Source organism: Ignavibacteriales bacterium (assembly GCA_016709155.1).
Lineage (GTDB): Bacteria > Bacteroidota > Ignavibacteria > Ignavibacteriales > Ignavibacteriaceae > JADJEI01.
Map to the genome: position 1 here is coordinate 243,409 of JADJEI010000006.1, position 19,440 is coordinate 262,848.

Sequence of the window (19,440 nt, forward strand, 5' to 3'; positions counted from 1 at the left end):
CAAATTAACATGATTGTTTTACGTAAGATTTAGAAAAATTTCTTTTGGCCAGGTAATACTGGAAATTTTCCATGCTATTCTGCCTGTCTTTGTTTCTACCGATGCAGTTTTATATGTGTTTAATTTGCCAAAATTGAGAGTCCTCCTCAAATAGATATGTGAAGTCTCTTTTTTTATCCTCCTCTTCTCACATTATTAACTTATTTTAGTAATAAATATTTAAATAATTTGGTACAAAGATGAAAACTCTTTTTCAAATAATATTGACACTCAGTTTACTTAACTGTTCACCATCTCAGGATACAAGTAGCACTGTTGAAAAGAAAGATTCAAAAATGATTCAAGATAGAATTTCACAATTCATTCCTGTAGAAATAAAATATGATGCTGCCCTGCTCTCTGTAAAAGATAAAATTGTGTTGAGCAAACTTTATTCAGCCTCAAAAATAATAGACGATATTTTTCTTGATCAGGTATATTCAAAAAATGAAATGATAAAGAATAAACTTCGTTCGTCAGATAATATCCCTTCACAGCTTCAACTTGAATATTTCAATATGATGGCTGGTCCTTTCGATAGGCTTGAGAGCGATGAACCATTCATTGGTAATGAACCAAAACCACTCGGCGCAAATTTTTATCCCGAAGATATGACTCGCGAAGAATTTATAGAGTGGATTAAAAATCATCCCGAAGATGAAATAAATTTTACATCTGAGTTTACTGTAGTAAGAAGAGAAGGAGATAAATTAATCGCTATTCCCTTTAGTGAATTTTATAAAGATAAATTAACTGAAGCTGCTAATCTCTTACGAGAAGCTGCTGACCAGTGTAATAATGAATCACTTAAAAATTATTTGACTTTACGCGCAAACGCTTTTGAGTCCAATGACTACTTTGAAAGTGATTTAGCATGGATGGATGTAAAGGACAATTTGATTGAAGTTGTTATCGGTCCTTATGAAGTATATGAAGATGGACTATTTAATTATAAAGCTTCGTTCGAAAGTTTTTTGACATTAAAAGATTCCACTGAAAGCAAGAAGCTGGAAGTGTTCGCAAAATATTTAAAAGAAATGGAGATGAATCTACCGCTCGATGAAAAATACAAAAACTTTTCTCGAGGCAGCGAATCACCCATCGTTGTTGTAAATCAAGTTTATAATGCCGGCGATTCAAAAGCAGGTGTTCAAACTCTCGCATTCAATTTACCAAATGATGAAAGAGTTCGAAGTGTCAAAGGTTCTAAAAAAGTTATGTTAAAAAATATTCACGAAGCTAAATTTGAGAAACTTCTCCTGCCGATTGCTGAATTAGTACTTGATAAATCTCAATTACAGTTTGTAACCTTCGATGCATTCTTCAACCATACATTGATGCACGAAATGTCGCACGGTATTGGTCCAGGATTTATCGAAGTGAACGGTATAAAAACAGAAGTTAAAAAAGAATTAAAAGAAACATATTCCACTTTGGAAGAATGTAAAGCCGATATGCTTGGCATGTACAATAATATATTCATGATAAATCAGAATATTTATCCAAAAGAATTTGAACAGCAGCTTTGGGTTACATTTCTTGCCGGTGTATTTCGTTCGGTTAGATTTGGAATTGGAGAAGCTCATGGTGGAGGTAATGCAATTATCTTCAATTACTTGCTTGAAAAAAATGCTTATCAATTTGATGAAGCAAATAATACTGTTAAAGTAAATTTTGATAAAATTTATTCCGCATTGGAAGAATTAGCTAATATAGTATTAACTATTCAAGCCAGCGGAAATTATAAACAGGCAAAGGATTTCATAGAAAAATATGCTGTTAATTCTAAAGTAATAAATATTCTTCGTGAAAAAATTTCTCATCTTCCGATTGATATACGTCCTGTTTTTCAAATTGAAAATGAGCACCATCAAAATTAGGTAAAAACAAATGTCATCATAATCCTAAATGGATTACTATTTATTAATAAAACAAAAATCAAAAAGGGAAAAAATGAAATATCAGTTAATAGTGTTAATAGCAATTTCGTTAATAACATTTTCGGCTTGTCAGGAAAAAGAAAATCCTGAAATGAAAGACAGTACACAAAACGTAAACGGAACCCATAAGGTTGAAGTTGTAGATCACATGAATGCATCGAACTATACTTACATGCTTGTGAAAGAAAATGAGAGTGAATTCTGGATTGCCGCGCCGCAAACTCCGGTGGAAAAAGGCGAAATAGTTTATTTCGAAAAAAGTATGGTGATGAAAAATTTCCGCAGTGATGTTTTAGATAAAACATTCGAATCAATTTTATTTGTCCAGGCTGTTTCAAAACACCATCAAATAATCAACAGCAAACTATTCAATCACCTCACTCTCAAGTCAGTTCCACCACAAAACTTCAAATTGATTTTGAACCGCTATCAGATGGTTCGTCAGTAAAAAATATTTACGAAAATAGTAAATCGCTTTCTGAAAAAACCGTAAAAATTAAAGGCAAAGTTGTAAAAGTTAATAAAGGCATTATGAACCGAAACTGGATTCACATTCAGGACGGGACTGAATTTGACGGTAATTACGATTTGATGGTTACCAGTAATGATATTGCAAACGTTGGGGATGTCATAATTGTTGAAGGAAAAGTTTCAGTTGATAAGGATTTCGGTGCAGGTTACGTTTACAAGGTAATGATTGAAGACGCTGTTATAAAATAATCTAATAACATTTTAAAGATGACATCTTTCAGAAGGATGTCATCTTTTTACTTCCCCTTTAAAACTTGACTTGAAGATTGAGAGTAAGCCGTGCATCGTGTCCTTTATATTTTTTTGTCAAAGGGTTTTTGCTTACCAATAAATCTGTATTCACTCTAAATTTAAATTTTTCATCAAGAATAAAATTTGCGCCAGTTAAAAACTGAATTGTATAGTCATCCCAGACATTCGAATCAGGTTGATAGTATGAAATTAATACAATTGGCTGAATCGCTTGTATTATTTCACCTGATGACGGTATAAGAAAAGATGAAGAGATTTTTGCTCCAATAATATAAACTTCTTGATTTTCATTTTTTTTAATCCGCTTAATTCCTTCAACGGGATCCTGAGCCAACAGTAACTCACCATCAAATGATAGATAAGCAAAATCAATACTAGAAGCCAGCATTGCGGCATGGGTAGTAATCGGAAACTGCCCGGGAGTTTTAAGAAGAAAATAATTCCCGGTAATTGACAAATTATCCACCACCCTCGTTAATCGGGCTGTGAAGCCTGACTCTTCCCCATCATCTCTAAAAGCAAATAGATAATATGAATATGGAAAATCAGAATCGGCTTTAGAATATTTATAATAAGCTTCGATACCGATTGCTCTATCACCATAACCAATTCGATTTAACTTTTGTGTTAAATAACTTCGTCCAACTGTCGAAAGATTTTCTATATTTTCAATATTTTCAGCGCCAAAAGGTTTTTTAATATTTCCAATTTGAAATTTTAGATGCTCAAAATAGTCTAAGTTAATTGAGACTTCTCTTATTTGAACCGTTAGATCGCGAGAACCTGCCCGAAGCTCCATTCTTGTACCAATATGTTTATTCAAATCATACTCGAACAAAAGTTTTGCTGCGAAGGATGTTTGTTGTGTGTAATCAATTTCATTATTCATGGCAACGTATGTATAACCGACAGAAGCAAATCCTGAAAACCTATATTGCCCCACCAGTTCAATATTTATCAACAAGATTAAACAGATAAAGTATTTATTGTCCATTATCAGACTTGAATAATTGTTGGAAATTTCTGTCCAACAAAATACTCATAATTAAGTAAATCAATTAAAAAAATAAATTTAGATTTAATAGTTTGAGAGAGTTGCTGCAATTGGGAAATAAAAACTTGTTAAAGAAAATAGCTCAATGATTTTTCAAGTGATTTTAGATTTTCAGTTTTTTGGAACCCAAACGTCCGTTTAGCATAATCAGTGAAATAGTGATGAGCATTCAGAAAGTCAATATTTTTTTGAATCCATTCTACTTCTGAAAACTCACATTTATCTTTTAGTGTAATTTCATTTCGAAGCAATTCACTTTTATGATAAAATTCTTTCGTTCCCAAATGGTGAAGGTCAGCATCGCATAGAATTTCACCAATTGTATTTGTGGGACTTTGCGGAATTTTTGTAGCTATGATACAATTGACAATACCATTAATTCTTTCTGCAGGTAAATGGAAATCCTCTAAAAATAAAATTACTTTTTGAGCGCTAATTTCCTCGTGACCATGACATGATTCAAAATGACCGATATCATGAAACCAGGCTGCGATCACAAGCTCTTGGTAATCCTTACTACTGATACCCATTGCCGAAGCAATTTCGATAGCGGTTTGAACAACATCAAGAGTATGCTCAAAATTATGATATAAATTACTATCAGGAGAATTCTTTTGGAATTCACGGGTAATAAATTCTTTTGCAGAAGTAATTAAATCGTTTGTATTCATTGTCTAAACAAAAATGAGGACATCATTTTATTGTAAATAATTTTTTCAATTGAATGTTATAGAAATAATTTTTAGTTCACCGTGATAATCCTCACAGTAATACCGCATCTGAATTCAACTTAGAACAAAGTGAGTCAATAAGGAAAGTAAAGATAAGTGGGAAAAATAATAGTGTTTTCAATTACATAAATGGACAAAATGAAAAGGCTTTAACCGGGTTGGACTTTTCATCAACCTCAAACACAGAAATTTGAACTTTGCCGTCTTTGTAGAGATCAATTTGCATAAAGCCCGGCTGCGATGCTGCAAACAATGTTCGTTCTCCTTTTGCCAATTCAGTGTGATGCGAAGAAGTTCCAAATCCGCTTACGAGATAAATTGACTTATTAATTCCATTTAGTATTTGAAGCGAATGTTCATGCCCGGAGGCATAAATAATATTTTTATGATTCTTTAATACATCTTCTATACGGGATATGTAATTTTGATACTCAGAATTAGACATATCCTGATTAGAAATTCCCATCATTCTTGTTAATGGATAAATTGAACCTATTACAGGCAGGGGTATCCAAAGATTAGAATTGAGATTTAACAAAGGAAATACATGATCTTTCCAGCTAAAATATCCCCCATGCGGTCCATAACTTGCCAAAGGATGATGAGCAGCGATGACCACAATATCACTGGTGTAAGCAGTCAACAGCGAATCTAAAGTTTTTACGACTTCATTTTCCGAGCTGCAATCACAAGCAACGGATGGTTTTGTTCCGGAATGAAGCCACCACTGTGAATCAAGAGCAATTATTTTAATTTTATCACCAACTTCAATTACTGATGGACCCGGGCAACCATTCTCAGGTAAAAATCTAATCTGTGGAAAATATTTTGAGTTTATAAATTCCTGCTCATTTTTTATACTTTTCCAGCCTTCTTCGGTGCCTTGCGCCCAATCATGATTACCGGGAAGAAACACAGCGTTCACTTTGCTATTGATAATTAAATCGAGCTGACGTTTAAATTTATCCTCGGCGATTAGTCTTTCACCATCCTCAATACCGGGCATACCGTATGGATAAATATTATCGCCTAATGTTATTATAAAGGATTTTGCTTGCAGTTGAGTTGCTTGTTTCTGCATTGCTAACAGTACAGGTTCTTGGTTGGTCAGAGAAGGATCACCAGCATCACCTATTAATAATATCCGGTTAATAATGAGACTATCACTTTGATTTGTTCCGCCAATTGATTTCGCTTCAGCACTAATGTAATTACCCTGGATGGATTTATTTGTGGAATAAAAAATTATGAGTGTGGCGGCTGACAGAATTAAAAGGTATGTCAGTTTATTATGCAGATTATATTTTTGAACTAATGATTGCTTCATTAATAATCAATTTGTGCTACAAAAGTCGAATAAAAAATAGAATAAGTAAAAATTATGTCGGGTTTCTTGGCGTGTATTTGATAACCCTTTTACAATTACAGTTTCAATTTACAAGTTGGAAACAAAAAAGGCAAACCATTAATTGTGTTAGTACAAATTAATAATTTGCCTTGTAGATGAATGTAAACGAAATATTACTTTTTCGCCTGAGCGGCTTCAACAACAGCAATGGCAGTCATGTTAATAATATCATCAACACTTGCATCACGCTGTAAAACGTGAACCGGTTTTTTCATTCCCATTAATATCGGACCGATAACAGTAGCCTGCCCGATTCTTGCCAACAATTTGTAGGCTATGTTTCCCGCATCAAGATTTGGAAATACGAGTACATTTGCACCACCCTTAATAGCTGAAAATGGAAATGTCTTATCAAGAATTTCAGGAACCACGGCAGTGTCGGCTTGCATTTCACCATCAACAACTAAATCCGGTCGCCTCTCGTGAATGATGCGTAAAGCTTCTTTAACTTTATTAGATTCGGGGTAAGGTGCGCTGCCAAAATTACTGAACGAGAGAAGAGCGATTTTGGGTTTTATTTCAAAATGCTGAACTGTATCAGCAGCAGAGATTGCAATCTCTGCAAGCTGTTCGGAATTTGGATTAACATTCACTGTACAGTCAGCGAAGAAATATGTATCCTTTTTAGTAACAACAATGTACATGCCTGATACAATCTTAAATCCTTCTTTAACACCAACACATTCTAAAGCTGGACGAATAGTGTTTGGATAACTTGAAGCATAGCCGCTGATCAATGCATCAGCATCGCCCATGGCAACCATCATCGAACCGAAATAATTTGGATCTTTAATTAGAGATTTTGAATCCCAAATTGTTGCGCCCTTTCGCTGTCTTTTGCGGAAGAATGCTTGGGCATATTCTTCACACTTCTCACAATTCGTAGGATCCATAATTGTAAAATCTTTAACATCGAACCCTATTCTTTCTATTTCACTTTTAATGAATTTTTCATTACCGATTAGAATAGGAGCAGCGATGCTATCAGAAAAAACAGCCTGTGCAGCGCGGATAATATTTTCTTGTTCGCCTTCGGGATATACAACTCGTTTTGGATTCTTCTGAGCTTTGTGAATCATAACTCTGATCACTTCCTTCGAAAGCCCAAGACGTTCTTTCAACTGTTCTTCATACACTGCCCAATCCATCTTAGTGATTTTTGCAACACCCGTTTCGATTGCCGCTTTTGCAACAGCAGGTGCAACATACCATAGAACTCGTGGATCGAATGGCTTTGGAATAATGTAATCTTGTCCGAACTCAAATCCTTCACCACCGTAAGCTTTCATAACCATCTCGGGAACTTTTTCACGAGCGAGTTTTGCAAGCGCAAGTGTTGCCGCCATTTTCATTTCATCATTTATTGTGGATGCTCTAACATCAAGCGCACCGCGAAATATAAATGGAAATCCTAAAACATTATTAACTTGATTGGGATAATCGCTTCTGCCTGTTGCCATTATTAAATCTTTACGCACCGAAGTTGCATCTTCGTAGCTGATTTCAGGATCGGGATTGGCCATGGCAAAAATTATCGGGTTTGGAGCCATTGTTTTAACCCATTCTTTATCAACCACCCCGCCTTTGGATAATCCAATAAAAACATCGGCATCTTTGAATGCCTCTTTCAAAGAAGCAAATCCTTTTTTCTGGGCAAAGCCGTCTTTATATTTATTAAGATCTGTTCTATCATGTGTAATGCAGCCTTTAGAATCAAACATATAAATGTTTTCCTTCTTTACACCGGCACGAACATAATGTTTGCAGCAAGAAATAGCTGCAGCACCGGCGCCATTAACAATCAGTCTGATCTTATCCAATTTTTTCCCTGCTATTTCAACTGCATTTATTAAAGCAGCACAAGAGATAATTGCTGTTCCATGTTGATCGTCATGGAAAACAGGGATTTTCATTGTCTTTTTCAAAGTCTCTTCTATCTCAAAACACTCGGGAGCTTTTATATCTTCAAGGTTTATTCCTCCGAAGGTTGGTTCTAAAAGTTCAGCTAATCGAATTACTTCTTTAGGATCTTTTGAAGCAACTTCAATATCGAAAACGTCTATGTCGGCAAATCTTTTAAACAAAACCCCCTTCCCTTCCATTACCGGTTTTCCTGCTTCGGGTCCGATATCACCCAAACCTAATACAGCCGTACCATTTGAAAGCACTGCAACAAGGTTTCCTTTAGCAGTATATTTATAAACGTCATCAACGTTGGCGTTTATTTCCATGCAAGGCACTGCCACTCCGGGAGTGTATGCAAGTGACAAATCTCTCGAAGTTAAACATGGTTTTGTTGGTGTTACTTCTATTTTACCTCTGCGACCGCCGCTATGATAAAATAGAGCATCCTCTTTTTGAATTTTCATTTTATTCTCCTGATTAAAAGTACCAATCTTTCACATCTATGAAAGTTGGTGATTGTTATAATTGTGATTAAATATTGATTAAAGGTATGAATCAACAATTCTATAATTGCTGATTTGTTTTTTGAGGCACTATCTAAGTTCGAATCCAATTCTAATTCCCATCTGAATTTTATAGTAGCAAAATATTTTAATTTTTAATACTGTAAATATTTTACTTAGTAAAATTACGAACTTACCGGTAATGAAACACTATCAAATTGATTTATGCTTAACACATCTGTCCAAAATAATTTTATTGAAAAAATAATGAATGTTTTTGCCTAATTTTAAATACCCTGGTTTACTAATTGAACCAGTGCCTGTTCTGCTGTCATAAAGAAATAATATCAGACAGAAATATTTTTATCCAATCAGGCGAAGAATGTCTAAAATATTTGTATTTGAATATTGGCTGCAAAAAAATAGTCCCGCTGAGATGCAGGACTTCTAAAAATTATTTCGATTGTCGGGATTATGCAATACCAAGGTGCAAACATCTGCTCAACATCCTTCGCGTTTTTTTTTCTTTGGAGAAGTGGTAGTCGTTCCTGATTTTTTAGTATTCGATGTTGGAAGCTGAATTTGTGTTGTCGTTGTCGCAGTCTCTGTATCAGATGAAACCATCATTGCCTGTCCACCGAAATATTTACTTATCTCTTCCATCTTTTTAAAGTTGGCAATTTCTTCATCGTTTGCATTTAACGGGCATTTAGGAAACAGCACTTGATCTTTCCACCTGTTAATACCACCGTTCAGAATATAAACTCCTTTATAATCATTGGCTTTCAGAATAAACCATCCTTGCGAAGCGGCAACTTCATCATCAGAAATAAGGATTATTTTTTGATTCCTGAGCAAATCAGATTTGGGTAACTGAATCAAAGGGATATTTTCTGATTCAGGCAATGAATATTCAGAATACCGATCTGAAGTGCGTAAATCAACCAAATCAAAATCAGATTTACCTTGAATTATCCAATTTGCAAGCTCAACCGGATCAATTTTATCCGCATCATTCATGGTTGAATATGATAAATCTTCCGAATTAATTTTTATCGTCGTACCTCCGTAAGGATCACCGGCAAAAATTGCGATGGCACCAAGCACCACACCAATTACTATTAATCTGATTTTCAAATCAAGCTGCGAAAATTTTTTGATCATAATTTATTCTCCGGATTTCTGTGTGCAAATTTTTTCTCACTCCATTCAGCAAGCATAAAAGCACCAATAGCCATGATCACTACAAAAAATACTACCAACCCATAAGGTAGGTGGAAAAACTGAGGAAGCGTTAAACTGCCCATATTAGTTGAATAATAAAATTCAGTTATATATGGAAATATTTCGCCGAAAACGAAAATGCCGAACATAACTCCAAGTATGTACACCAAGCCGTCTAATTTGCCAGTTGCAAATGAAACTACGGAAGTCCCGGGGCAATAACCACCGATTACAAAACCGACACCGAGAATTAATCCGCCGAGCACTTGCGGCAGTAGATACGTTTCGCTGATATATATGAGTGAAAGATCAACGAACCCGATAACCGATAAATAATAAACTCCGAGCATTGCGGTAACAATAGCAGTAAACATAACTTTTAGAACTCGCATATTACCAAAATAAAATTGTGCTGCGAGAATTCTTGCACTGCCAAAACCTCCCCGTTCTAAAGCAAAGCCGAAACCGATCCCAATCACGAATGCAATAATTAAACTGACATCGGCATTAAAAAATCCAAATTTGAAAAATGGTGCGTTCATATCCATTGCCTCCTAAAAAAATAAGCTGCGGCATATCCGCCTGCAAAAACCATCATCATAAAAGCCCAGCTGCCGAGGTTGAGTAATGCGCCGCCCGATAAAGCCTGACCGCTTGTACAGCCGCGTGCAAGCTTAGCTCCAATGCCCATTAAACTTCCGCCGACGAAAGCATAAAACAATCTTTTCCTTGAGGTAATGTTTACTCCCTTTTCGATTCCCTTCTTGACTCTTCCAGCAAGTGATCCGGAAATAAATCCGCCTGCGAGAACTCCGATTAGTTCAAAGACCAGCCAATCTTTTAATGGATTTGTTGTTCCATCACCAAGATATTCATTATAAAAAGGACTTGTTTTTGCATGATCAGGCGCAATTGTATCAACTCCGACAGTAACAACTGTTGATAACGCTCCCGAGGCGCCAAGCCCCCTGCCCATTATCACAAATGCCGCAAGCAAAACTAATCCTAGACCAATTCCGGTAAGATAAGGATTAGAGTATGGCTGAGCTTTAACCTCAACATGTACTTCCTCCTTTTCAAATATCCCGGAAATTTTTTTAACGAGTGTATTCATATTAATTCTCTCCGTTATTTTAAATGTGCATTAAACCAATGACTGTATTGTCCAGCCGAAACAATAATAAATCTAAGAATCAATCCGCCTGCAATTACCATTATTGGGGCAATTGGTGTGTGCTTAATTTTATGATTGACAGCAAGAAGTTGAATAATTAATGGGATTACTATCCCAAGCCCAATTACAAAAACCCAAAAGGCTGGGGCAAATGGTCCATCAATTAAAAGATAAACAGCATCAATGTGCGTCTTTGAAGAATTAAGCAATCCTAAAAAAAGCATCACAAAAGTAAAAAGCTCTATCACCAGAAATCCATTATCAGCTTTTGCAAGCAGTTCTGATTCAGCTTTATTTTTTGCAACGAGATGGACATAAGCAGCCGCAGCAGACAGACCTGAAACAAGAAACAGCACCCACAATAGTGAACTATTCCACAACGGTCTTGAAACCATTGTGCTAAGCAGAACTCCTGTATAAGCTCCGAGCATCATCCCGAACAGCATGTTCAATATTCCAATGTTCCTAATTAAAATATGATGCTCAGAAATTTTTTGTGAAATATCCGAAAGTTTTGGAATTAATTTTATCATCCATTGGGAAGGTCGAATTAAAATATTTGCGATCAATGCAGGATAAACGAGAATCAATATCCACGCACCCCAGGACATTGGGGACTTTAGTTCAAATGTTGTATATAATCTCCAAACATAAAGCTTGTGTGAAAGATCCAAAAACAGAGCGAACATCCCTGCGCTTAGCAGTACAACGCTTGTAAATGGAATTGAGAAGCATGCACAATTGCTTTCTTTGTGCCGTCCGCTGAAAAGAAAATATCCGGAGATGATCATCATACCAGCGACCATTCCGCCAAGAAAAAGATAAACAGGTATTTGCCATTCCCACATCGCCATCGAAGGGTCAACATGCGGGTTATGTCTTGTCGTAGATAATTCTATAATTTGTGAAATCATTTCAGCCTCATGTTAAATAGAAAATATTTGGCTCGGTGCCTGCATCAGGGAGATTAACATGCCATTTACGTGAATTAAGCAACTGACTTACTTCACCGTTTGGGTCATCAAGATCGCCGAAGTGCATACAATAGGTCGGACAAACTTCAACGCAGGCAGGCTTCATTCCTTTTTCAACTCTATGAATACAAAATGTGCATTTATCGGCATAACCATCGGGATGAATAAATCTTGCATCGTATGGACACGACTCGACACAAGCTTTGCAGCCGATGCACATTTCATGATCAACTAAAACAACTCCGCCAAAGTCGTGTATATGGCTTGCCCCTGTAGGACAGCATGAAACGCATGGAGTGTTTGAGCAATGGTTGCATCGTTCTGTTCTAATTTCAAGTTGAATTTCCGGAAACTTACCGTGAGATTCTGTTATGATCCAATCACGGTTGTAGCCTTCGGGGATATTATTTTCCGTTTTGCAGGCAACAACACAATCGTTGCAGCCAACACATTTTTTTGTATCTATCACCATTCCGTAGCGCGGCATTTTAACTCTCCATCTCAAATGTTACGAAATTTACATTCATTCCTGTCCCCCCCATTAATGGGTCAGTGTTATATTTTGTAATAAGTTCACTATCGCTTGCTCCTTTTTTAAAAGTTGAATGAAGCTGACGTGATTTCTGCCCGAATCCATGGACTAAATAAACGCAGTCTTTTCTGATTCTTTCAGTCGCTTTGATTTTTATCGGGTCGCTGATTACACCATCCTGATTTTTTAGTTTAACTCTTTGTCCATTTTTGATTCCCAACTTTTCAGAAACATCGGCATTTACCCAAAGTTCATTTTCACTCATTAAATCATGCAGCAAAGGGTTCGACTGAGTTTTGCTGAATGTGTGCATAGGCGCTCTTCCATATATCATTCTAAAATAACCGGAAGGAGGTTCTTCGTGTTTTGTGTATCGGGGAACAGGATCAAACCCAGCTTCGGCAAGTTGATCGGAATAAAATTCTATTTTACCCGAGGGAGTAGCAAATTCAGGTTCTACCCCATCTTCAAAATAAATTGGTTGTTTAGGTGCTTTGACAATCCCTGAGGATTTTAATTCATCTAATGAAAGACCTGCAGCTTTTAATCTGGTGTCCATATATTCCTCAATATTATTCCAGGGGAAGTAAGCACCAAGTCCAAGTTTTTCGCCGAGCTTTTTTGCAATCCACCAATTTGGCTTTTGATCATTTGGTTCATCAATAACCGGTTGTCGAATTCCAACAAAGCCTTCTTTAAAGGGTGAGGTATTTAGATCATCGTATCTTTCAAGATAAACCGATTCGGGAAGTACAACATCAGCCCAGCCGGCAATTTCACTTGGAATTACATCAACAACTACCATCAAATCTAAATTTTGAATTGCGTGAATAGTTTCTTTTCTATTGGGCAAAGCCTGAATAAGATTTGTACCGTAAACGAACCACCCTTTTATCGGATATGGTTTACCTGATATTGTTGCCGCACGAATTCCTGTAGAGATTTGTTCGCCGGAAGCAAATGGATATTTCATATCAGGGTTGTCAAGCGGTTCTTTCTTTAATTCAGGATAAACCGGGTAAGGATATTTTGGAACCGGGAAAGAGTAAGGAACATAAAATCCACCCTTGCTTCCCCAACTTCCAAGCAGTGCATTGAGCAGTGCAATTGCTCTGCTGCGTTGTGTGTCATCGCCATACCATGTTGCGTGTCTCCCCGGATGAACTAGTGTTGAGGGTTTGAAACGAGCCATCTCGCGTGCAGTAGCTCTAATAATTTCAGGCTCAATTCCTGTTTCAACATAAGCCCATTCAGGAGTGTAGATAGAAACTTCCTGTGAGAATTTATCAAAACCGTAACCATATTTTTCAATGTAATCTGAATTGTAAAGCTTTTCATTTACTATCACACTCATCCAGGCAAGCAGTAATGCTAAATCTAACCCGGGTTTTATCGGCAGGTAATATTTTGCTTTACTTGCTGCGACCGAAAATCTCGGATCAACCACAATAATTGAAGAGCCACTTTCAACTGCGCGAGAAAATTCTTGAACCTGTGTATTGTGCATATTTTCTCCGAGATGAGAACCAATAAGCACAAGACATTTTGCGTTTTCAATATCAGTTCTTTCGGGCGAACCGACTATATCACCAAATGTAAGTTCAAAGCCAACTTCGCGTGGACCGCGGCATTGTGCAAAGGAAGGGGCTGTTTCATTCGGGCTTCCATAGGCACGAAGCATGTGTTTTATAAAATTCCCGCCTATTCCATGTGAGAATAAAGCAATTGATTCGGGTCCATAAGCTGATTTTATTTTATTCATTTTCTCGGTAATAAAATCAAATGCTTCGTTCCAGGTAACTTCAACCCACTTTTCTTCACCCCGATCAGCTCTTCTGATCAACGGTCTCTTTAATCTCTCAGGGTCACGATGAGCACCAACCCCACCTGTTCCGCGCGGGCATAATCTTCCACTGCTTAATGGATCGAGCGGATTACCTTCGACTTTCCAAAGCTCACCATCTTTTACATAAGCGATAGCACCGCATTTCCAGAAACATAAATCGCAGTAAGTTGGAATTTTCTTAATCCCTTTTACTTTTTCTTTGTTGATTTTTTCTGATCCTTTAAAAATAGTTTTAGCCGAACCAGTAAGTACAGCGGCAGTAGCTATTGTTGCACCTGAAATTTTTAGAAATCTTCTTCGGGATATTGAGTTCATTTCATTCTCGAAATTTTTGTGTTTGATAAATTCTTTTTGAAATATTCATGATTGACATTTATGAATATCAACTTTATTGCCAATTGGATATTTGTAATTTGGAGAATATGATAAGATTAGAAGTGATTTTTTTTTCATATTATAGAAAATGCAATCACGAATTCTTAGAGTTGAGAAATAAATATTTTCAGCGGGTAAATTATTTACTCTGAAAAGCAGGATAATATTTGATAAAATAAAACAGCGCAGCGCCAATTAAGATGAGTAAGCCTTTTCCAACCTTCAATATTTTGGCAGCACACATTTTTTACTAACACGTTTCAACAGCATTTCAAAATCATACAAACTCTCACTCATCACATCCGAACCTTCAGCGTGACAGGTTAGACAAGCACCAACAAGTAAAATTCTTTTTTGTTCTTTAAGGTTAAATGGTCTTGTGTTTGTACGTGTTGACGAGGATTCCTCTCTCGTTTGCAGAAATCCAATCCAGGCATCCTTTGGTAATCCATCTTCCGGATGGTTTAATAATTGCGATTGAAAATTCCACTCACCTTTTTTAGAATAAAATAATTCCCCTTTACCGTAGCCAATAGCAAGCGGATTATTATGGCACGATTGGCATGATCGTCCGGTCTTATTGATTGTATGAGAAAAGGTTGGGACAAATAATCTTTTAAAGATTTTTTTATCAGAATTATTTTTCATATTGTCAATTGTAAGAACCATTCCCGGCAGAAATGTATTAATGATTTCATTTCCATCTTTTCCTTTTCTAACACCGAGGACAGGATAATCTACATAAAAATCTGATGGAGTTTCATTCCAGCTACCTGTGATATCTTTGTTTTCTAATAAATCATATCCCTCAAGTTTCGGATCAAACTCCGTGTGGCAGCCAACGCAGTGCGAGACCCATTCAGTGTGACACGAACTGCAACTTAACTTTTTATGTGCGTTACCCTCAATGCAAATTTTTGCCGGCGGATTTAATTTCAACTTTTGCTTACTTGATTTTGTCAGTAGATATTTTTGACTGGATGATTTAACATAAGTGTTAATTAGAGGAATATTTGATTTGGTTGTAATTAAAAATTTTTCATTTCCAATGCGAGCATTTCTTAAATCCACAATTTTTTTTGACTCGTAATCAAGCTGCAAATAACTAACTGATCCGGATTCGTTTGAGTGACAATCAATGCACTGCACTTTGGTCTGCTCTTCCATATGCTCGTACGAATTTCCATCTCCCATAATCTCAAGAGAAACATGACAATCAATACAAATCATTCCTGCAGAGTGATGAACATCGTCCTTAGTTTTTTGAAAAACCCTCCCATCCATTAAAAGTCTAAAATTATTTTTATCTTTTATCTCACTTGTGGAATAAAGCGTTTCAAACCAGCCTTCATAATTTGTTGAGATGCGACCTGAGCGGCTGTGACATCCGAAGCAATGATCATTAGTTACATTTAAGCTTAATTGAGGATGAATTTCCGGAAAACTTTCAAACTGATTTTTGTTTTCGTTTGACTTTTCACGTTTGACCTTTGCCTTTTGGTAACTGTTTAATTGCTCGATTGCCAAATTGCTGTAATTAAGATGACAAGCATTGCAGCCCCCACCACGTGATAATTCATTAATCGCACCCCATTCCGTTTTTTTATTTGAGAGATGACACGAGGCACAAAGATTCCTGTTGTGATTATCTGCATTTGATTGAGTCAAATCTTTTACATCAAAATGACCATCCGGTCTGGCTAACTCATCAAATGCAAAACGATTTACAGCAATTACTCCGCTCATTGTATTCATCAAAGAACTGATTATTCGTTCAGGAATTCCAGGATGACAATTTACAGCGCCGCAAGTTTTTGCCGCGTCTGAAGTGTTTCCCGGTATGAGTATCATTCCCTTATGAGCAAATATTTTATTGGATGTATTTGGATTTCCGAGATGACAGGCATTACAACCAATAATTTGAGGTGAATGAGATGGTTCAAACCCCTCCATTTCATCGTGACAATTTACACAGCCGTTAAACGCAGTTTTATTGATAAAAGACCCACTTACGTAAAAAGCAAAGACGTAAATAATCAATATTAATAAAGATGAAAAAAATATTTTTTTGCTTAGAGTCAATTCTAATAATTCTTTGCCTGATTAAAACATTACTTCTAAAATAGATTCCACGAAAGGAAAATAAAACACTTGTTATAATCAAAATATTATTTCGAAATAATTATTTAGAGTGAAGCAAAGAGCTGTTCTCTATGTTAAGAATTTCAATCAACTTAGTTCTCAATAATGAAACTAAAAGTCAATTATTGTGTGAATTAAGTCTGAAATAAACTTAATTATTTGGTAAAAGAATTGACTCTTCTTTTTCATTAAAAGAATAATTGAATACTATAAACAAAAACTAATTCAAAACAATCAAACTAATTATTAAAATTAAAAGAAGGGATTCTATATGTGCAAAAAACTTTTTTCTATTGTAACTGTATTCGTTTTGGCTTTGATTATGATTCAAAGTGCAAGCGCAACTGACGGCTATTTCCGACACGGTTACGGAATAAAATACTCCGCACTTGCAGGCTCTGGAGTTGCTATTTCATTAAGTTCACTCGGCGCAATAAATAACCCTGCCTTACTAACTTACGTTGACAGCAGGTTAGATATAAACGTTTCATTATTCAGCCCGTCCCGTGAGTACACTATTACAGGCGCTCCATCAGGTTTTCCCGGAACATTTGGACTTACACCCGGCACAATAGAAAGTGAATCAAACTTTTTTATTTTCCCCACAATGGGTATCGCCTATAAGATCAATCCGACTATGAGTCTTGGTTTAGCTTTTTACGGCAATGGCGGAATGAACAGTGACTACCCTGCTCAAACATTTTATGACCCAACCTCCCCTTCCACAGGAGTAAATATTGAACAAATGTTTGCCGCCGCCACTTACTCAATTGAAATTGCAAAAGGTCATTCACTTGGAGTAAGTGCTTTACTTGGATGGCAAAGGTTTGCTGCAAAAGGATTAATTGCGTTTTCTAATTTCTCAAGTGATCCTGCAAGTTTAACTGGTAATTCATTTTCAACCGCTTTTGGATATGGTGGAAAGATCGGTTATGTTGGAAAGTTCACTGACTTTTTAAGTTTTGGTGCGGCGTATCAAACTAAATTATCAATGCAGAAGTTCGAACGTTATCAGGGCTTGTTTGCTGAAAAAGGTGACTTCGATGTTCCTGCTTCATGGACAGCCGGTGTTGCAGTTGTTCCGATGGAAAACCTGACAGTCCTGCTTGATGTTCAACAGATTCTTTACAGCGGAATAAACTCAGTCGGCAATCCAATGGATTTAATCAATAATTCCCCTGCTTTACCCGACGGAAATCCAAATCCAAACTTTAAAGCTCTTGGCAATGAAGAAGGATGGGGTTTCGGATGGGAAGATGTAACTGCTGTAAAATTTGGTTTAATGTATAAACTTGACGATACATGGACCATACTCGGTGGTTATTCTTTCAATTCACAGCCGATTCCGGAAAGCGAAGTCATGTTTAATATTCTTGCCCCTGCTGTCGTTCAACATCATATTACACTTGGCTTGAGCAAACTTATTGGAAGTAATGAAATAAATTTTGCAATGATGTACGCTCCTGCTGTAACTGTTGAAGGACCAAATCCGATGGAAGCGCCCGGTGCACAAACAATCGGAATAAAAATGAGTCAGTTCCAAATTGATTTTGGTTATGCATTTACTTTTTAATTTTTAGTCAATCTAATTAAGGGCATCATTCCGGTGCCCTTTTTATTAAATATTTATAACAAGGAATAAAATGTCGAAAAAATTCTTTTTAATAATTTACATATTCTTATTTATCAATGCCGCTTCAGCCTCTGATCATGGTATTTACATGCGTGTTGTAAAAGATATAAAGGGAGACTACTCCAAAGTTTGTGCAAGTGTTAAACAATCGCTGCAATCTGCCGGCTTCAAAATTTTAGCCGACCATGACATAACTACACCAGACAGAGTAAAAGAGGATAGAAAAGATCTTTGCGGATATAGGGGAAAGCTTTTTGTTTTTACAAATGACGAATACATCAAAGCAATCACTTCATTCGGTAATAAATATTTATCCGCTGGATTCTTTCGTGTAGGAATTCATGAAACAAATGAAGGTATTCAAATAATCATCGCCGATCCTGAAACGATTGATCGAATTATTTTTAATGACTTGAACGATGATCAGTACAATAAGGCTGTAAAAAAAATAGTCCCATTTAAAACGAAAATTATTGATGCTATTCATTCTCTTAAACTTGATTCAAACGTAAAAGAAGTACGTGAGCCAAAAAGAAGTGATGAAGATATTCGCGATGCTTCTAAAGATATGATCATGATGGTAGGCGATATGACTTTCTTTGAAGATGAAGATCAGTTTCCGGAAATTTATTCACAGAAAAAAAATGTAACCGTTGAAGGTTTGGAAAAACTAAAACAAAAATTTATAGCAAACATTAAAAACTTTTCACCCAACCAGGAAGATAAAGAATATCGCTGGAGCGAAAATCTAAAAGAGGATCTTAAATGGAAAGTAATCAGTGAAGTTTACTCTCCGGATAAAAAAGCAATTCTTTTGGGAATTACAAGGAATCAAACAGAAGGAGTTTCCTTTTATATCGTTGGTGATGAAACTAAAGAAAATAGCTGCCCCGGGCTTGATCATCTTACTGCTTATCCCATCGAAGTTTTACTGATGATTAAAGGTGATAAAATTGTTGTTCACACTCCAAGGGAGATGTTGAGAATGGACATGTACTTTTGGGATGCCGGAATGAAAGCTTTTATGGATCACATGAGTATGCCCGATATACTTGATGAATCTATTTACCGTGCTTTGTTTGCGAAGGATAAAGATTAGTAATACTAAAGGTGGTCAGTTTTTTTTTACTGATCACCTTTTGGGATTAAATTATTATCATTTTGTTTTTATTTGCTG

General features: G+C 36.2%; 16 protein-coding genes. 5 read left to right on the forward strand and 11 right to left on the reverse strand.

Annotation, left to right across the window (positions count from 1 at the left end):
• The first annotated feature begins 239 nt into the window (after window positions 1–239).
• The 3 genes from IPH11_11650 to IPH11_11660 all read left to right on the forward strand — a co-directional run bounded on the left by IPH11_11650 (window position 240) and on the right by IPH11_11660 (window position 2,699).
• A complete protein-coding gene (locus IPH11_11650; protein ID MBK6914261.1) occupies window positions 240–1,919 on the forward strand; it encodes a peptidase in 1,680 nt (559 codons plus the stop codon).
• A gap of 73 nt (window positions 1,920–1,992) precedes the next feature.
• Window positions 1,993–2,427, forward strand: a complete 435-nt coding sequence (locus tag IPH11_11655; protein ID MBK6914262.1) for a hypothetical protein — start codon at window positions 1,993–1,995, stop codon at window positions 2,425–2,427.
• 83 nt (window positions 2,428–2,510) lie between these two features.
• The gene (locus IPH11_11660) at window positions 2,511–2,699 is read left to right on the forward strand and encodes a hypothetical protein (GenBank protein MBK6914263.1); all 189 of its coding nucleotides are present in this window, start codon (window positions 2,511–2,513) and stop codon (window positions 2,697–2,699) included.
• Window positions 2,700–2,757: 58 nt separating this feature from the next.
• Here the strand turns inward: IPH11_11660 and IPH11_11665 are convergent, their stop codons facing one another.
• The 11 genes from IPH11_11665 to IPH11_11715 form a co-directional block, all read right to left on the reverse strand.
• Window positions 2,758–3,756, reverse strand: coding sequence for a hypothetical protein (locus IPH11_11665; GenBank protein ID MBK6914264.1), 999 nt, complete (start codon window positions 3,754–3,756; stop codon window positions 2,758–2,760).
• Window positions 3,757–3,884: 128 nt separating this feature from the next.
• A complete protein-coding gene (locus IPH11_11670; protein ID MBK6914265.1) occupies window positions 3,885–4,487 on the reverse strand; it encodes an HD domain-containing protein in 603 nt (200 codons plus the stop codon).
• 181 nt (window positions 4,488–4,668) lie between these two features.
• Window positions 4,669–5,874: a metallophosphoesterase gene (locus tag IPH11_11675; protein MBK6914266.1), complete on the reverse strand. Its 1,206-nt coding sequence runs from the start codon at window positions 5,872–5,874 to the stop codon at window positions 4,669–4,671.
• 194 nt (window positions 5,875–6,068) lie between these two features.
• Entirely contained in the window at window positions 6,069–8,324 is a 2,256-nt protein-coding gene (gene pta, locus IPH11_11680; GenBank protein ID MBK6914267.1) for a phosphate acetyltransferase, read from the reverse strand.
• Window positions 8,325–8,864: 540 nt separating this feature from the next.
• The gene (locus IPH11_11685) at window positions 8,865–9,527 is read right to left on the reverse strand and encodes a rhodanese-like domain-containing protein (GenBank protein MBK6914268.1); all 663 of its coding nucleotides are present in this window, start codon (window positions 9,525–9,527) and stop codon (window positions 8,865–8,867) included.
• Window positions 9,524–10,129, reverse strand: coding sequence for a YeeE/YedE family protein (locus IPH11_11690; GenBank protein MBK6914269.1), 606 nt, complete (start codon window positions 10,127–10,129; stop codon window positions 9,524–9,526). Before IPH11_11690 ends, IPH11_11685 begins: the two co-directional genes overlap by 4 nt.
• A complete protein-coding gene (locus IPH11_11695) occupies window positions 10,126–10,701 on the reverse strand; it encodes a YeeE/YedE family protein (GenBank protein MBK6914270.1) in 576 nt (191 codons plus the stop codon). Before IPH11_11695 ends, IPH11_11690 begins: the two co-directional genes overlap by 4 nt.
• A 14-nt stretch (window positions 10,702–10,715) precedes the next feature.
• Entirely contained in the window at window positions 10,716–11,675 is a 960-nt protein-coding gene (gene nrfD / locus IPH11_11700) for a polysulfide reductase NrfD (GenBank protein MBK6914271.1), read from the reverse strand.
• A gap of 7 nt (window positions 11,676–11,682) precedes the next feature.
• Window positions 11,683–12,222: a 4Fe-4S dicluster domain-containing protein gene (locus tag IPH11_11705; GenBank protein MBK6914272.1), complete on the reverse strand. Its 540-nt coding sequence runs from the start codon at window positions 12,220–12,222 to the stop codon at window positions 11,683–11,685.
• 1 nt (window position 12,223) lies between these two features.
• The gene (locus IPH11_11710; protein MBK6914273.1) at window positions 12,224–14,428 is read right to left on the reverse strand and encodes a molybdopterin-dependent oxidoreductase; all 2,205 of its coding nucleotides are present in this window, start codon (window positions 14,426–14,428) and stop codon (window positions 12,224–12,226) included.
• A gap of 282 nt (window positions 14,429–14,710) precedes the next feature.
• A complete protein-coding gene (locus IPH11_11715; GenBank protein ID MBK6914274.1) occupies window positions 14,711–16,528 on the reverse strand; it encodes a hypothetical protein in 1,818 nt (605 codons plus the stop codon).
• A gap of 373 nt (window positions 16,529–16,901) precedes the next feature.
• On the opposite strand from IPH11_11715, the gene IPH11_11720 reads away from it, so the two are divergent.
• Together IPH11_11720 and IPH11_11725 are read left to right on the forward strand one after the other, a co-directional pair.
• On the forward strand, window positions 16,902–18,203 hold the full coding sequence (locus tag IPH11_11720) for an outer membrane protein transport protein (GenBank protein ID MBK6914275.1): 1,302 nt from the start codon (window positions 16,902–16,904) through the stop codon (window positions 18,201–18,203).
• 70 nt (window positions 18,204–18,273) lie between these two features.
• Complete coding sequence (locus IPH11_11725; protein MBK6914276.1) at window positions 18,274–19,362, forward strand: hypothetical protein; 1,089 nt, start codon at window positions 18,274–18,276, stop codon at window positions 19,360–19,362.
• The last annotated feature ends 78 nt before the right edge of the window (window positions 19,363–19,440 follow it).